Source organism: uncultured Aquimarina sp. (genome assembly GCF_947492405.1).
Taxonomy (GTDB): domain Bacteria; phylum Bacteroidota; class Bacteroidia; order Flavobacteriales; family Flavobacteriaceae; genus Aquimarina.
Genome location: NZ_CANLMP010000001.1, coordinates 1,001,037 through 1,017,123, shown reverse-complemented (window position 1 = coordinate 1,017,123; position 16,087 = coordinate 1,001,037). Strand labels below are relative to the sequence as shown.

Annotated in this window: 13 protein-coding genes; 9 read left to right on the top strand and 4 right to left on the bottom strand. The window is 31.0% G+C overall.

Annotated features, from left to right (window positions below; translation table 11 throughout):
• Positions 1–47 precede the first annotated feature (47 nt).
• The 5 genes from efp to Q0829_RS04460 all read left to right on the top strand — a co-directional run bounded on the left by efp (position 48) and on the right by Q0829_RS04460 (position 6,183).
• Positions 48–614, top strand: coding sequence for an elongation factor P (efp, locus tag Q0829_RS04480; protein ID WP_298540405.1), 567 nt, complete (start codon positions 48–50; stop codon positions 612–614).
• Positions 615–647: 33 nt separating this feature from the next.
• Entirely contained in the window at positions 648–1,586 is a 939-nt protein-coding gene (locus Q0829_RS04475; protein WP_298540403.1) for a UDP-3-O-(3-hydroxymyristoyl)glucosamine N-acyltransferase, read from the top strand.
• Positions 1,579–1,986 carry a nuclear transport factor 2 family protein gene (locus Q0829_RS04470; RefSeq protein ID WP_298540401.1) on the top strand — a complete coding sequence of 136 codons (408 nt, stop codon included), beginning with the start codon at positions 1,579–1,581 and terminating at the stop codon, positions 1,984–1,986. The genes Q0829_RS04475 and Q0829_RS04470 overlap by 8 nt, the downstream gene beginning before the upstream one ends.
• A gap of 167 nt (positions 1,987–2,153) precedes the next feature.
• Complete coding sequence (sucD, locus tag Q0829_RS04465) at positions 2,154–3,026, top strand: succinate--CoA ligase subunit alpha (RefSeq protein ID WP_298540399.1); 873 nt, start codon at positions 2,154–2,156, stop codon at positions 3,024–3,026.
• A 172-nt stretch (positions 3,027–3,198) separates the two neighbouring features.
• Positions 3,199–6,183: an insulinase family protein gene (locus Q0829_RS04460; protein WP_298540396.1), complete on the top strand. Its 2,985-nt coding sequence runs from the start codon at positions 3,199–3,201 to the stop codon at positions 6,181–6,183.
• A gap of 101 nt (positions 6,184–6,284) precedes the next feature.
• Here the strand turns inward: Q0829_RS04460 and Q0829_RS04455 are convergent, their stop codons facing one another.
• Both Q0829_RS04455 and Q0829_RS04450 read right to left on the bottom strand, forming a co-directional pair.
• A complete protein-coding gene (locus tag Q0829_RS04455) occupies positions 6,285–7,088 on the bottom strand; it encodes a hypothetical protein (RefSeq protein WP_298540394.1) in 804 nt (267 codons plus the stop codon).
• The gene (locus Q0829_RS04450) at positions 7,085–7,648 is read right to left on the bottom strand and encodes a sigma-70 family RNA polymerase sigma factor (protein ID WP_298540392.1); all 564 of its coding nucleotides are present in this window, start codon (positions 7,646–7,648) and stop codon (positions 7,085–7,087) included. Before Q0829_RS04450 ends, Q0829_RS04455 begins: the two co-directional genes overlap by 4 nt.
• Positions 7,649–7,762: 114 nt before the next feature.
• Here Q0829_RS04450 and Q0829_RS04445 point away from each other — a divergent pair, with 114 nt between their 5' ends.
• The 4 genes from Q0829_RS04445 to Q0829_RS04430 all read left to right on the top strand — a co-directional run bounded on the left by Q0829_RS04445 (position 7,763) and on the right by Q0829_RS04430 (position 11,535).
• Positions 7,763–8,140 carry a hypothetical protein gene (locus tag Q0829_RS04445; protein ID WP_298540390.1) on the top strand — a complete coding sequence of 126 codons (378 nt, stop codon included), beginning with the start codon at positions 7,763–7,765 and terminating at the stop codon, positions 8,138–8,140.
• An 89-nt stretch (positions 8,141–8,229) separates the two neighbouring features.
• On the top strand, positions 8,230–10,884 hold the full coding sequence (locus Q0829_RS04440; protein WP_298540388.1) for a CHAT domain-containing tetratricopeptide repeat protein: 2,655 nt from the start codon (positions 8,230–8,232) through the stop codon (positions 10,882–10,884).
• 171 nt (positions 10,885–11,055) lie between these two features.
• Positions 11,056–11,271: a hypothetical protein gene (locus Q0829_RS04435; RefSeq protein ID WP_298540385.1), complete on the top strand. Its 216-nt coding sequence runs from the start codon at positions 11,056–11,058 to the stop codon at positions 11,269–11,271.
• 81 nt (positions 11,272–11,352) lie between these two features.
• A complete protein-coding gene (locus tag Q0829_RS04430; RefSeq protein ID WP_298540383.1) occupies positions 11,353–11,535 on the top strand; it encodes a hypothetical protein in 183 nt (60 codons plus the stop codon).
• A gap of 55 nt (positions 11,536–11,590) precedes the next feature.
• Here Q0829_RS04430 and Q0829_RS04425 read toward each other — a convergent pair whose 3' ends face one another.
• Together Q0829_RS04425 and Q0829_RS04420 are read right to left on the bottom strand one after the other, a co-directional pair.
• Positions 11,591–13,408 (bottom strand): sodium:solute symporter, encoded by a 1,818-nt coding sequence (locus tag Q0829_RS04425; protein ID WP_298540381.1) that lies wholly within the window; start codon positions 13,406–13,408, stop codon positions 11,591–11,593.
• Positions 13,409–13,579: 171 nt separating this feature from the next.
• A complete protein-coding gene (locus Q0829_RS04420) occupies positions 13,580–16,078 on the bottom strand; it encodes a PIG-L family deacetylase (RefSeq protein ID WP_298540378.1) in 2,499 nt (832 codons plus the stop codon).
• Between the last annotated feature and the right edge of the window lie 9 nt (positions 16,079–16,087).

Sequence of the window (16,087 nt, the reverse complement as noted above, 5' to 3'; positions counted from 1 at the left end):
GTAATTAATTAGAGATTAGATAATAGGAATAAGTAACAAAAATAACAATGGCAAGTACTAGCGATATTAGAAATGGATTGTGTATTAAATACAATCACGATATATATAAGATTATTGAATTTTTACACGTAAAACCAGGGAAAGGTCCTGCTTTTGTGCGTACAAAATTGAAAAGTGTAACTTCTGGAAAAGTAATTGATAATACGTTTTCTGCTGGGCATAAAATTGATGAAGTAAGAGTAGAAACTCATAAGTTTCAGTTTCTGTATGCAGAAGGTGATACATATCATTTTATGAATACTGAGGATTATAACCAGATTACATTAGAGAAATCTTCTCTTGATGCTCCTGGATTATTAAAAGAAGGAGCCGTAGTTACGGTTATTATCAATTCAGAAGACCAGATGCCACTTTCTGTAGAAATGCCAGCAAGTGTTGTTTTAGAAGTTACTTCTACAGAACCAGGAGTAAAAGGAAATACAGCCACTAATGCTACCAAACCTGCTGTAGTCGAAACAGGAGCAGAAGTAATGGTGCCTCTTTTCATAAATGAAGGTGACAAAATCAAAGTTGAAACGGAGAAAGGAACCTATAAAGAACGTATTAAAGAATAATTCAGAAATAATTTCTGAATTCTGAATTATAAAATGAAGTTTCCTCAAGCACACACGCTAAAGCAAATAGCCACTATAATATCTTCAGAATTTGTTGGTATACCGGATTTTCCAGTACTTGGAATGAATGAGATTCATGTGGTTACGCCCGGTGATATTGTTTTTGTTGATCACCCTAAATATTATGACAAAGCTTTAGAAAGTGCAGCTACAGTTATATTAATTAATAAGAAAGTAGATTGTCCAGAAGGAAAAGCTTTGCTTATTTCTGATGACCCTTTTAGAGATTTTAATATATTAACCAGGTATTTTAAGCCTTTTGAAAAGGCTATGAAAACAGTCTCTGAAACCTCTAAAATTGGAAAGAATACTATTGTCCAACCCAATGCTTTTGTTGGTAATAATGTAGTAATTGGTGATAATTGTTTTATTCATGCAAATGTAAGTTTATATGATGGGACTGTTATCGGAAATAATGTAACTATACATTCAGGAACAGTATTGGGAGCAGATGCTTTTTATTATAAAAAGCGACCTGAAGGTTTTGATAAACTAATTTCTGGAGGTAGGGTTGTGATAGAAGACAATGTAGACTTAGGATCTTTATGTACTATTGATAGAGGAGTTACAGGAGATACCACAATAAAAGAAGGAACCAAAATAGATAACCAGGTGCATATTGGTCATGACACTGTTATCGGAAAAAAATGTTTGATCGCTTCTCAAGTTGGTATTGCCGGATGTGTAATAATAGAAGATGAAGTTACCGTATGGGGACAAGTAGGAGTAACCAGCGGAATAACAATTGGAACCAAAGCTATTGTTTCGGCACAATCCGGAGTTAGTAAATCTCTGGAAGGAAACAAGAGCTATTTTGGAACTCCTGCTGATGATTTTAGAAAAAAATATAAAGAAATTGCTGCCATTAGGCAAATACCCGAAATAATTGAAAAATTAAAGAATGATGAGTAAAATAGCAAAAGAGGTAGTTCAATCCTTTTATCAAACGGATTTGATTCATAACATAGAAGCCTTTTCTGAGTATTTACATCCAGAAGTAGAATTAAATTGGAATAGTAGCTTTGGCTACAATAAAAAAGGTTTCGATGACATTAAGACCATGTTTAAGGAGATGTCCAGCTCATTCGAAACATTTAGATGTGAAATTAGTCACCTTTTAGAAGAGGACGGAATGGTTACTATTCGATATACCTATGTCGCTAAAACCATTGAAAGACCTGACCAAGAAGAAGCAATAGCTCATTTTATTGCAATTTGGGAACTAAAAGATGGTAAACTATATAGAGGATATCAGATTAGTCAACAAGGCGATAATACACCAGAAAATTTAAAGTCATTTTTATCTAAATAGATTTCAAAAATCAGAATAATTACCTTTATTTTTTCCAAATATTGAAAAAGAAAGGTGTTAGAAAATTAAAAATCAAAAAAGAATTTTTTTTTGATTTTTAATTTTAACTATAGTGTTCAAAACCGTACTTTTGAAACTGCTAAAAAAATATAAAAAATCATAACGCAATGAGTGTTCTAGTAAATAAGGATTCTAAAATAATAGTTCAAGGTTTTACAGGTAGTGAAGGTACTTTTCATGCTGGTCAAATGATTGAATATGGTACTAATGTTGTTGGAGGTGTGACTCCTGGTAAGGGAGGACAAACACATCTTGATAAACCAGTTTTTAATACTGTAGAAGATGCAGTTAAGGAAGTTGGAGCTGATACTACTATTATTTTCGTACCACCTGCATTTGCTGCAGATGCTATTATGGAAGCTGCTGATGCAGGAATCAAAGTAATAATAACAATTACGGAAGGTATTCCTGTTGCAGATATGATTACGGCTTCTAACTATATAAAAGGAAAAGGATGTCGTTTGATTGGTCCTAACTGTCCAGGAGTAATTACTCCAGGAGAAGCAAAAGTTGGTATTATGCCAGGTTTTGTATTTAAAAAAGGAAATGTAGGTATTGTTTCTAAATCAGGAACATTAACCTATGAAGCAGCCGATCAGGTTGTAAAACAAGGATTAGGAATTACTACTGCTATTGGTATTGGTGGAGATCCGATTATTGGAACTACCACAAAAGAAGCTGTCGAATTATTGATCAATGATCCTGAAACAAGTTGTGTTGTAATGATTGGAGAAATCGGAGGACAATTAGAAGCTGATGCCGCTAGATGGATTAAAGAAAGTGGAACTTCTAAACCAGTAGTTGGTTTTATCGCAGGAGAAACTGCTCCGGCAGGACGTACGATGGGACATGCGGGTGCAATTGTAGGAGGAAGTGAAGATACTGCTGCAGCTAAGAAAGCTATTATGAGAGAATGTGGAATTCATGTAGTAGATTCTCCAGCAGAGATTGGTAAAAAAGTTGCCGAAGTTTTAGGTTAAAATAATATATAAATTAAAGTATTCTATTAATAATATTTTAATAAAGTCCATAGGCTTTCTAGTCTATGGACTTTTGCTTTTACCCCTGTTAAAGTATTATTAAAAAGTGTAACTTGTGCTAACATTTTGCGTTTAATAGAACGTTAAAGAAACATTAACTTAAACTATTTAAATGAAATCATTAAAATCTCTCTTACTTTTATCTTTAGTAATATTATTGAGTAATTGTGAGAATTCATCAAATCAAGAAAAAAAATCTGAGAAAGAACTTAAAGTAGAAAAACATACAGATCCCGCAGGGTTTTCATATGAAACTGTTTCTAATGATCCTACTGGTTTACGATTGTATACCTTAGATAATGGATTAAAAGTATATTTGGGGAAAAATCAAGAAGAACCAAAAATTCAAACTCTTATTGCAGTGCGTGCCGGCTCTACTTATGATCCAGCAGATAATACAGGTTTAGCGCATTATTTGGAGCACATGGTATTTAAGGGGACAGATAAAATAGGAACACAAGACTTCGAAAAGGAAAGTGTTTTTCTAAAGCAAATTTCTGATTTATATGAAACTCATAAAAAAGAAACTGATACAGTAAAGAAAAAAGAAATTTATAAGAAGATAGATGAGATTTCTCAAGAAGCTTCTAAAGTTTCTATTGCTAATGAATATGATAAGATGGTAAGTTCGTTAGGTGCAGAAGGAACAAATGCATTTACATCAAATGAGCAAACTGTATATGTGAATAAAATACCTGCCAATGAATTAGATAAGTGGTTAACTGTAGAGAGTGAGCGTTTTAGTAAATTAGTGTTACGTTTGTTTCATACAGAATTAGAAGCAGTATATGAAGAATTTAATAGAGGACAAGATAGTGATGGCCGTAAGCAGTATTTTGCTGTTCTAGAAGGTTTGTATCCAACACATCCATATGGTACTCAATCTACAATTGGAATATCAGAGCATCTTAAAAATCCTTCAATGGAGGCCATTCATGGGTATTTTGATAAGTACTATGTGCCAAATAATATGGCAGTAATATTAGTAGGAGATATCGACTTTGACGCTACAATAAAAAAAGTAAACGAATCTTTTGGATCTTATAAAAAGAAAGAAGTTTCTCATCCTACCTTTGAAAAATTAAAGCCACTTGCTGCCCCTGTTAAAAAAGAGGTATATGGACCTACATCTGAATCAATTTATGTTGCTTTTAGAACAGAAGGAAAGGGATCAGAGCAAGAAGTAATAGTAACTCTTATTGATTATATGCTTGCAAATTCTCAAGCAGGATTGATTGATTTAAATTTAAATCAAAAACAATTGGTTCAAAATGCTTCGTCATTTACAAATTTTGATAATGATTATGGGTTTCATTTATTATATGGAACACCAAAAGAAGATCAGACATTAGATGAAGTTAGAGATTTATTGTTGGCACAAATTGAAAAGATTAAAAAAGGTGAATTTGAAGAATGGTTGCTGGATGCAGTTGTTAATGATTTACGTTTATCTCAAATTAGACAATATGAGAATGCATCTTCTACAGCATATGCATATCTAGACGCTTTTATTAGTTTTCAAGATTGGGAAAATCGTTTAGAAATGCTGGATAATATGAAGGAGATTACCAAAGAACAGGTAGTAGAGTTTGCAAATACTCTGTATGCTAATAACTATGTAGAAGTTCATAAGATTAAAGGAGAAGATAAAGGTATCGTAAAAGTTGAAAACCCTGGTATCACTCCAATAGAACTAAACAGAGATAAGGAATCTATTTTCTTACAAGAATTTAACAAACTCAAAACTCCGACATTGTCTCCTCAATTTATAGACTATAAAACAGCTATTAAAGAAAACAAGACAAGTAATGGATTATCAGTGTCATATATCGAAAACCCTAATAATGATATTTTTAATTTAAATATCATTTTTGACATGGGTAAAGATCATGATCCAAAAATGTCTTTAGCTGCAGGTTATTTAGATTATTTAGGTACAGACAAGTATACACCAGAACAACTTAAGCAAGAGTTCTATAAAATTGGAGTTAATTATAGTGTATTTACTGCTGATGATAAGACATATGTTGGCATTTCAGGACTAAAAGAAAACCTTGATGCCGGTTTAACTTTATTGGAAGACTTATGGAATAATGCTGTGCCTAATCAAGAAACATATAATAAATACGTAGATAAAGTTTTAAAAAGTCGTAAGGATAATAAAACTCAAAAAGGTAATATCTTCTGGAATGGACTTATGAGTTATGGTAAATATGGTGAAAATTCACGCATACGTAATATCTATACTGCTTCAGAATTACAGGCTTTGAATCCAAAAGAATTAGTGGATAAAGTAAAAGAATTACGAGATTTTAAACAACGTATTTTCTATTATGGTAATGATGTTGAAGGTGCTATCGCTTCTTTAGATAAAAATCACATTATAAAGTCTGATTTATTAGAATATCCGGAGAAGACGAAATATATAGAAAAAGAAACTGGAGGTAATGTATATTTTGTGGATTATGATATGGTACAAAGTGAGATGTTATTGTTAGCAAAAGGAGCAGAGTTTGATTCTAAAAAAATGGCAGCTTCTAGATTGTTTAACACTTATTTTGGTAGTGGGTTATCATCTATTGTATTTCAGGAAATACGAGAATCAAAATCATTAGCATATTCTGCTTTTTCTAGTTATAATCAGGGTAGAGAAGTAGGAGAATCGGATTATGTTATGGCATATGTTGGTACACAAGCCAATAAAATGCCACAAGCAGTAGATGCAATGATGGAATTAATGACAGATATGCCGGAAGCAGAAGAACAGTTTAATCAAGCAAAAGAAGCTACGTTAAAGAAAATTGCTGCACAGCGTATTACTAAATCTAACATTTTCTGGACATATGAACGTCTTAAGAAAAGAGGTATAGAAAATGATAATCGCGAACAAATGTATAATACCATTAAGAATATGAAATTAGAAGATCTTAAAACATTCTTTAATGAGAATATTAAGGGCGAAAATTATAATGTTCTGGTAATAGGTAATAAAAAAGACGTCGACATGAACGCCTTAAAAAAGCTAGGAGATGTAAAGGAAATGGATATCGATTATCTATTTAACTACGAGAAAAATGATAAAGATGTTAAAATGTAATTTACACAATACTTACACGGTAAGTATTATGTAAATTAAAATAATACTATTGACTAAAAAGTCCATCTGCCTAAAACGGATGGACTTTTTGATTTATTGTATTATAAAGTATCTAAAAGTTCGGATGCTTCTTTAGATTTATAAGTACTAGGGTTTTGTGATATTTGAAAAAGAAGCTCCTTAGCTTTTGATACTTTATCTAATTTGATATATAATAAGGCTTTATACCAAGTTCCTTTAGGAGCATCAATTAATTTACTGTTGATTAACTTGTCAAAAGTTTTTTCTGCATCAGTGAATTGATTTAATTCCATTTGCGAGATTCCAGTATATAAATAAACTATTGCTTTATTTTGCTGAATAGAATCTAAGTCATTGGTCAAAATCTGTAAAGCATTCTTATATTGTTTAGCTTCAAATAGTTTTTGGGCATTAACTAATAGTTTAGTCTGATTATTAGTTCCTCTATCCACCAATGAAGGTAAATCAGATAGATTGATATAATTGGTATAAAGTTCTTTATTAGATGGTGAGTTATAAAGTAAAAATGTGCTTAATCCGATTAATGTCAATATCATAGCTGCACCAGAGTATAGCCACCATGATTTCATTTTTTTCTTTTGTCTATTTTGATATTCAGTATTGACGTTGCTTAAAGTACTTTTAAGCTCTTGGGTAGTGCTACTTTTAAGTAATTCCTCATATTCTTTTACTTCTGGTAGCTCATAAGCATTACTAAGACTCCATTCAGAATTATTTAGATTAAAAAGCAATTGTTTTTCGAAGTTTACTTTTTCTCTAAAACTTGAATCAACCGCTATTTTTGATAATACTTCTCTTCTTTCCTTTTCAGAAAGTGTGTTTTTAAGGAAGTTTTGAATTAATATGTCTTCTTCTATACTCATAATTTTTTAAGCGGATTATAACGCTCATCTTCTTTGATGAATTTAGATAATTTCCCTTTACATTTAAAAACACGTTGTCTGGCAACGGTTTCGGAGCTATATTTCATTTTTTTTACGATATCTTCATAAGAAATATTATTGAAAAACATAATTAATATCTTTTTACAATTATCAGAAATTAAGTTTAACTTTTCATTAAACAATTCCCATCTTTTTTGTTCTAAAATAGTTAAAGCAAGATCACGTTCTTCAGGAACTAGTTCTACAATTTCAGTATTTGTTACCCAGTTTTTCGATTTTTTTAATTCTTTACGCCATAAATTTTTACAGGCAGTAAATAAATAGGCTTCAAAACTAGTATTGATTTCGAATGTTTCCTTTCTGTATCGTACAGTAATTTGCACTAAAGCTTTCTGAAAAATATCTTCTGCATCTTGTTGTTGTCCTTTATTTTGGAGAATGAACTTTCTTACTCTTGGGAAAACTATGGTGTATATTTTCATTATCCCTTTAGAATCATTATTCAGTAAGCTTGTAAGATATTCCGTTTTTTCCGTCATTCGCAAATAGTATGTCCGTTGCAAAAATAATTTTTTTACGATGATTGGGTAACAAAATGCAAGTTTTGGGAACCAATTAGCTAAAAATTAATAATAATTTATAAAAAGTAAAGAATGGAAAAAGGTAATTTTTATAAGACAGTAACATTTGCGATATGTTCTATATTTATTTTTAGCTGTAGTTCTGATGCTGTGATTGAGGAAAATCACGAGTATTATAATACTAAACGAATGAGTATTGAAACTACAAATATTTTGATAGAATATGTTCCTGGAACTAGAGAATTAACAAAAGATGCTATTAGACAAAATTATTTAACTTCAGGTCTTTTGGTAAGATGGAGTTCTTGTGAGATAGATGATGTGGAAGTTTGGGAAGTAAATACGTACATTTTTTTCAAAGGAAAACCTAAAGCCGTTATTGATACTGATAATGAAGATATAGATAAGGCTACTATATATGCAACGTGTGAAGATTATATAAGAAACTAGTGTTTAGGTATTTAAAACTTTTAATTTTCTTAGTAATATTTTGTCCAAAAGGTAATTCCCAGGAGTTATCTAAGGATGATAGATCGTTTATGGATCGTAATGATATGTATGCTTCTGAAACTGAAAAACATATTGATAGTATTATTACGATTCATTTAAGTAATAACAACTTTCTTAATGGTATTGCAATTTCACACGAATATTCACGTAGACTTTATAAAATAAAACGATATAGTACGGCTATTAAATATGGAACGTTAGAAATTTCTCTCTATAAAAAACTAGATCTAAAAAATGATAAATATGCAAAAGCTTTATACAATTTAGGGTTGTTTTATAGTAAAATAGGTGATATTGATAGTGCTAGTCTTTTTTACAAAGACGTCGTGAATAGTAATAAAGATGAATATAGTACAGGCAAAGCATTTTGCGAATTGGGAAATTACTATTATGAGAAAGGAGATTTTTTTAAAGCACAGGATTATTATACAAAAGGAATTTCGATTTTAGAAAAATTCGATAGAAAAAAGCTGCTATTAAAAAAATACATTGATTTTTCCCAGGTTTTGGGCGAAATGAATACGACAAATAGCCTAAGTAAAAAACTAATTATCTTAGATAATGCTAATGAACTTATGAATAAGGTTTCATCACCTTTTTCTGTTAGAGATTACATAAGTCTTAATAATGAATATGCGAATTATTTTAATAGCGAAGAAACTTATAATTTTAAAAAAGCAAGATACTACTACGATAAAAACCTAAGAAAATCTATAGAAGTTAAAGATTCATCTGTAATATCGAGAACATATTCGAATTTAGGTAATTTATATATTGATTCTGAAAATATAATAAAGCGAGATAGCGCTCTCTATTTTTTGGGACAAGGGTTAAAATACAGCACTAATAAAGAAGAGAAATCTTTGATTTATCATAATTTTAGTAATTATTATGTTACTAAAAATCAGTATTTAGATGCTCTGAATAATATTCAAAAATCTCTTGTAAAGAGTGTTAATATTGGTAATGAAATAGAAACCTTACCAGATGAAAAAGTTTTAGCGATCGCTTATAATAAGTATAATGTACTTTCTGCGTTAATCCAAAAAGCTACTATTCTTATACAGTTATATTATCAAGAAAAAGATCTAAAGTATGTAGAACTTGCTCTTTCTAATCTAGTTTCTGCAGATACATTAATAAATCTTCTTTTACGCGATAGTAAAGAAGAAGGTTCAAGATTATATTGGCGTAAAGAAGCCGCAGAAATTTATCTCAAAGGAATACTAGTCTGTGAAATTTTAAATAAAAAAGAAGCAGCATTCTATTTTGCAGAAAAAAAGAAAGCATTACTTCTAATTGAAGATATATCAAAGAATACAAATAAATCAAAACTACCTGGAGTTGTTCTGGAAAGAGAAAATACATTAAAAAAGAAGATTGTAGATATAGAGAAAGCTATTAAAGAGGAAAAGGATAACGGTCTTATTAAGTCGTTGAAAAATAATCGTTTTAAACTAAAAAGACAACAAGAAAGTTTTGAAGATTCTTTGGAAATTTTGTTTCCATCTTATCATAAAGAAAAACAGACCACGAGTATTACTACAATATCACAAGTTCAAGAGAATTTAGATAAAAAAACTGTAATTATTTCATATGTAAGTAGTTATAATAAAATTGATGATGAGTTTAACAAGTTATATGCAGTTGTAATTTCTAAAAGTCAAACAGAGATTATTGAGATTGGAAAGTTAAAACTTGTAGAAGAGTTAATTGTAAATTATCGAGAAAGATTATCTAAACCCTTTGAAACATTAACGGATAAGCTGATGTTCCAAGAAGTAGCAAATGAATTATATACTCTTTTAATTCCTAAGAACAGGATATCGATAGACGTACATCAAAAACATTTAATGATAATTCCCGATGGGAAATTGCAATACATACCTTTTGAATCTTTGGTAATAGATCGTGATACAAATCGATATTTGATAGAAGAAAATGAAATAAGTTATGCATATTCTATTTCTTTTTTAATGCATAATAACAATGTTGACCGCAAAGCTACAAAGGATTTAGTAAGTTTCGCTCCTGTAAATTTTAATCATAATAATTTAGAAGAAATTATTCACAGTATTGATGAAATTGAAGCTATAGGTAATCATTTGCTCCAAAATAACTATAAAGAAAAGGACGCTTCTAAACATAATTTTTTATCTAATACAGATGATTATAAGATAATCCATCTGGCTACACATGCCAATTTTTCTGATAAACTTCAGATAGCTTTTCATGATTCGAACCTAGAATATAGTGAGCTATATACTTCCAGAAATCAAGCAGAATTGGTAGTCTTAAGTGCTTGTAATACCTCATTAGGAGAAATAGCCGAGGGTGAAGGAGTAATGAGTTTAGCTAGAGGGTTTTTCTATGCTGGTGCCAATACGGTGATTTCTTCTCTATGGAATGCCAATGATAAATCTACTGCTCAGATTATGGAGAGTTTCTATAATAACTTAGAAAAAGGCCAGACCAAATCTAAAGCATTGCATAATGCTAAAATTAAGTATCTAAAGTCTACTTCTTTATCTGATGCATCACCACATTATTGGGCAGGTTTTGTATTGATTGGTGATGCAGATACCAAACTATTTTCATTTAATATTTTCTTTTGTAGTATTCTTTTTTCTCTTTTTTTAGTATTGATAATCAGCGCTTTATTGTTTTTTATTAAAAAAAGATAATTTTTCTGGGTAACAAAAAACTTGTTATGGTAACAGGACATCATAATTAGTAAAAGTTACTCGTGTTTCTTACCTAATTATAATCAAAATTCTTTCGCGAAGAATAGACATAAGCTATGAGTGTCATTAAATGATCATAGTATTATTCATCATAATTTAAAATTCATAATTATGTTAAAAAACATTTCAAATTTAGGTAAAGAGCTAAACAAAAATGAGCAGAAAACAGTTAATGGTGGTTTGAGACCTAATGCAGATGGTTTAGTTTGTCATCCATCATTTAGATTTACTCCTACAACGTGTCCAAGCGGTACTACGTATAACAGCACTTGGGATGCTTGCTGTTATGGTTATCCAGTCCTACCGTCAGAACCTACTGAAGTATAAATTTAGTAAGTTTCACTAGAAGATATAAAATATGAACGTTATTAAACGGTCATAGTATTCATCATAATTTAAACTTTAATCATGTTAAAAAACATTTCAAATTTAGGAAAAACTTTAAGCAGAGTAGAACAAAAACAGGTAAATGGAGGGAGAAAAGAGGATCCTACAGTACCAGATTCTACAATCAAATGCTATTGTAATGGACAATTCGTAGCAATGGTAGATGATGTAGATGCCTGTTTGTGGATTTGTGATATGTACTAAATCTTAGCAATATTAATATTTAAAGGGGAAGCTTTTAGTAAGCTTCCCTTTTTCATTATTGTATTTCGATCTTTTTATTATTACTAGTTGGTATAAATCCTTGTAACAAAATGGCTAGAAACATTACTATTCCACATCCAAGGGCATTGAGCCAAAGAAAAGGAAGCCAATCTTGCCACCAGACAAAAATAATGACAGCTTGTGTAATGAGTGCAGCGATAAAAACAGCATTACTCTTTACAAACTTGAAAAAGAAAGCCAATAAGAAAATGCCTAATACATTTCCATAAAATATAGATCCTATAATATTAACCAGCTGTATCAGATTATCAAACAGATTTGCAAAACAGGCGACCAGAATCGCCAATATTCCCCAAACAAGCGTAAAAAATTTAGAGGCTGTAACATAATGTTTTTCGCTTTTTTCTTCTTTTAGATTACGTTTATAAAGGTCTATTGCCGTAGTAGATGCTAAAGCATTTAATTCTGAAGCCGTGGATGACATAGCAGCTGATAATATCACAGCTAATAATAAACCAATAAGTCCTTTCGGAAGATTATTGAGTATAAAATATATAAAAACATAGTCCTTATCGTTAGTCTCTTTGTCCTTGGCAGATTCATTATATAATGTTAATAATTCATCTTTTTTTGTTTTATATTCTTTATTAACGGATGATTTATCTTCATAACTAGCTATTTCTGCTTCTAGTTTATCATACTTCGACGCATATGCTGTATCTACAACCCTTTTTATAAAGAATTGTGTATTGAGACGATATGACCGTTCTATACTGTCCAGATTAGCTAACTCTGTCTTTAATTCAGGATTTCCGGTAATTGCAAGCTTTTCACTTATTTCTTTTTTTCTAGAAAATAGCACATCATTCTTTTGCTCAATTTCCTTATAATCATTAGAATATTCTGATGACAATAATTTATCTACAGAGTTTTGATTGAAATTCAATGGAGATTGATTAAACTGATAGAAAACGAATACCATTATTCCTACCAAGAGTATAAAGAATTGCATTGGTATTTTTAATAGTCCATTAAATAATAGTCCTAATTGACTTTCTTTAACAGATTTACCTGATAAATAACGTTGTACCTGACTTTGATCTGTTCCAAAATAAGAAAGCATTAAAAATGTTCCTCCTAAAATACCTGTCCAAACAGTATATCTGTTGCTAAGATCAAAAGAAAAATCTAAGACTTCCATCTTTCCACTAGCTCCAGCAATATCCAATGCTTTTGTGAAAGTTACATCATCAGGCAGATAACTTATTATAAGAAAAAAAGCAATAAACATTCCTGTGAAAATAATAGCCATTTGTTGCTTTTGTGTAACGCTTACTGCTTTAGTACCTCCAGAAACGGTATAGACAATTACCAATATCCCAATGATTATGTTTAGCGTAGTAAGATCCCAACCCAATACTGCAGATAATATAATGGCAGGAGCAAAGATGGTAATTCCGGCACCTAATCCTCTTTGAATCAAAAAGAAAATGGCCGTAATAGTTCTTGTTTTTAAATCAAACCTACTTTCTAAATATTCATAGGCAGTATATACTTTTAACCTATGATATAACGGAATGAAAACCATACAGATGATGATCATGGCAATGGGTAGTCCAAAGTAAAACTGAACAAATCCCATTCCACTATGAAATGCTTGTCCCGGAGTAGAAAGAAAAGTTATAGCTGATGCCTGAGTGGCCATTACGGATAGACCAATAGTCCACCATTTTGCTTCATTACCACCACGAATATAATCCTGAACATTTTTACTTCCTTTAGTTTTCCAAACACCGTATAATACAATAAACAATAAAGTTCCTATGAGTATGATCCAATCTATAAGTTGCATATGTTAATTATCTATATGTGTATGTTGTGAAGTAATGTTACGTGCTAAATTTTCATGAAAAAACTGTCGTAATCCAATAAAAGAGGAGTAAATACAACGCATTAGCTACTAATATAACCGTGTATAGTTTTTTCCAGACTATTTTAGTGTTTGAATTTTCCATAATGGTAGTTATTTCCCTAAAGATAGCATATTTGCAAACAATCTATAGGCTCCCGAAACTCCCGCAGGAAATTCTCTAAAGAAGCTCAAACCTGTATATACATAATATCCTTTACCATACTTTGCAATCAACAAAGCTCCTTTTTTCTCAGATTCTCCTTTGTCATTTGCCGAAATAATAGGTGTGTATTCTTTAGACCATTCATTAGGGAAGTATAATCCTCGTTCTTGTACCCAACCTTCAAAATCTTTGTTAGATATTTTATTTGGAGTGTTTAATACAGGATGATCACTTGCTAATAACTTAATAGTCGCATTTTCATCTGTAACACGATCTCTAGAAAGTTTCAAAGGATATGGCCCTAAGTTATCTGTTACTTTGAGTCTTCTGTTGGTATTATATTGGATAATTAAGTTTCCACCGTTTTTTACATAATCTAACAGGAATTTCTGTCTGAACTTTAATTCTTCTACGGTATTATATGCGCGTATACCAACAACAATAGCATCAAAAACTTTTAATGTTTCTTCAGAAATTGATTCAGGACTAATAGTAGTTACTTTGTAACCAATTTGTTGTAAACTTTCTGGTACTACATCACCAGCCCCTTCTATATATCCAATATTTTGGCCTTTCTTCTGGATGTCTAATCGAACAACTTTTGTCTCTGAAGGTAGTACTATGGTCTGAAATGGAATATGATCATAATCAATTGTTATAACCTCATCAGAATATGTCTTTCCTTTGATTTTTATTTCAGGTGAAATATAACCTTCACTTTGATTTTTTGGAGCCGTAAGTGTAAAAATCACTGTTTTTTCTTCATCTTTTTGAGCTAAACTGAAATTAATATTTTGTGGAGATATTTGCCAACCTTCTGGGTGTTTTAAAGAAACAGTTCCAGTTAAGTCAGATTCTCCGGCTTTTATAGTGACAGGAATTTGTTTTGCAGGACCATTAGCATAAATGATTACTTTGTCCTTAATACTTGCAGAAATGGCAGGAACAATCTCAAAAGGTTTATATACTTCTCCTTTTACAGGGTCATTAGTCTTGTAAACAATATCTTTTTGATAAGGAATAATGGTCCCATTGATTTCAATATTAAAAATTGCCTGAGTCTGGTGTTTTGTTTCTGGTGTTCCAATCAGTTTTTGGTCAGTAACATTGTACATACCTAACGTTCCCTTATTGTTTAACCAATAAGGAGTTGTGTTTTTTGTGCCAGAAATTATTTTTCCTTTTAGTTCATAATTTTTTCTTTGATTATTCGCTAAAGCGGTTTCCGCATTTTCTGAAATTCCAATTGTAGAAATATCAATTGATTTTAGACGAATTGAAGCATCACTTCGATTAACGGCTTCAATTTTAACTGTTATCTCACTATCCTTAGTAGTATAAGGTTCTGTAGCAACAGCTTCTAAATAAAGACCAGTAGCTGCTGTGATAATATCTTTTATTTCTTTTGTTTTAATGGTTTTCCAGTGAGTGTCTTCTAGTTGTTGTATTAATTGGTACGCTTTTACTAATTGATTAACAGAAGCTGAAGGGTTTTTGAAATCAAAGCTTTTTTCTACTTCATATAAAATATCGCCAATGGCTTTCCCTCCTTTAACTTTGTTCCAGGAAGTGTCAATTCCATCAAAAATATTGGCTTTGTCTTTAGGAAGTTCTCCTTTTATTAATTCTACATATTCGGTTTGTGTTCCACGAGTTCCAGTACTCCCGAAACCTTGTGATTTATGCTGGCTTCGACTTAATGAAGCAATTTCAGTATTAGAAATTCCTAAATTCGGATAATAAACGCCTGTGTCGAACTCTAAAAAATTAGATTTATCCGCTTTTTCAAAATTTTCTCTACTTCCGTAAAACCACCACGAAGTATTAAAAAACAATCTTTTAGGTTGCCATGTATCAACATATTGCAATTGCTCAGGGTATACTTTTTTGTCGGCTACCATATCAAAAGCCTCTACACTAAGCATTGCGGATGATGTATGATGTCCGTGTGTACTTCCCGGAGTCCTATGATTAAATCTATTGATTATAACATCAGGTCTAAACTTTCTTATCGCCCAAACAACATCATTTAATACTTCTTTTTTATCCCAGATTGCCAAGGTTTCATCAGGATGTTTAGAATATCCAAAATCATTGGCACGTGTAAACATTTGTTCTCCACCATCAGTATTACGAGCTGCTAATAATTCCTGTGTTCTTATTACTCCAAGTAATTCTCTTATTTCCGAACCAATTAAATTTTGACCACCATCACCACGAGTAAGTGATAGATAAGCAGTTCTTGCCTTAATCTGATTAGACATATAAGAAATTAGTCTAGTGTTTTCATCATCAGGATGTGCCGCGACATATAAAACAGAACCTAAAAAGTTTAGTTTTTTAATTGCTTCATGGATTTCTACTGAATTTGGCTTTTTAGGCTGTTGTGCTTCAGTTATATGTATAGACAGTATACTGAAAGCGATTACAAAAAGTAATTTTCGCATAATATTGGA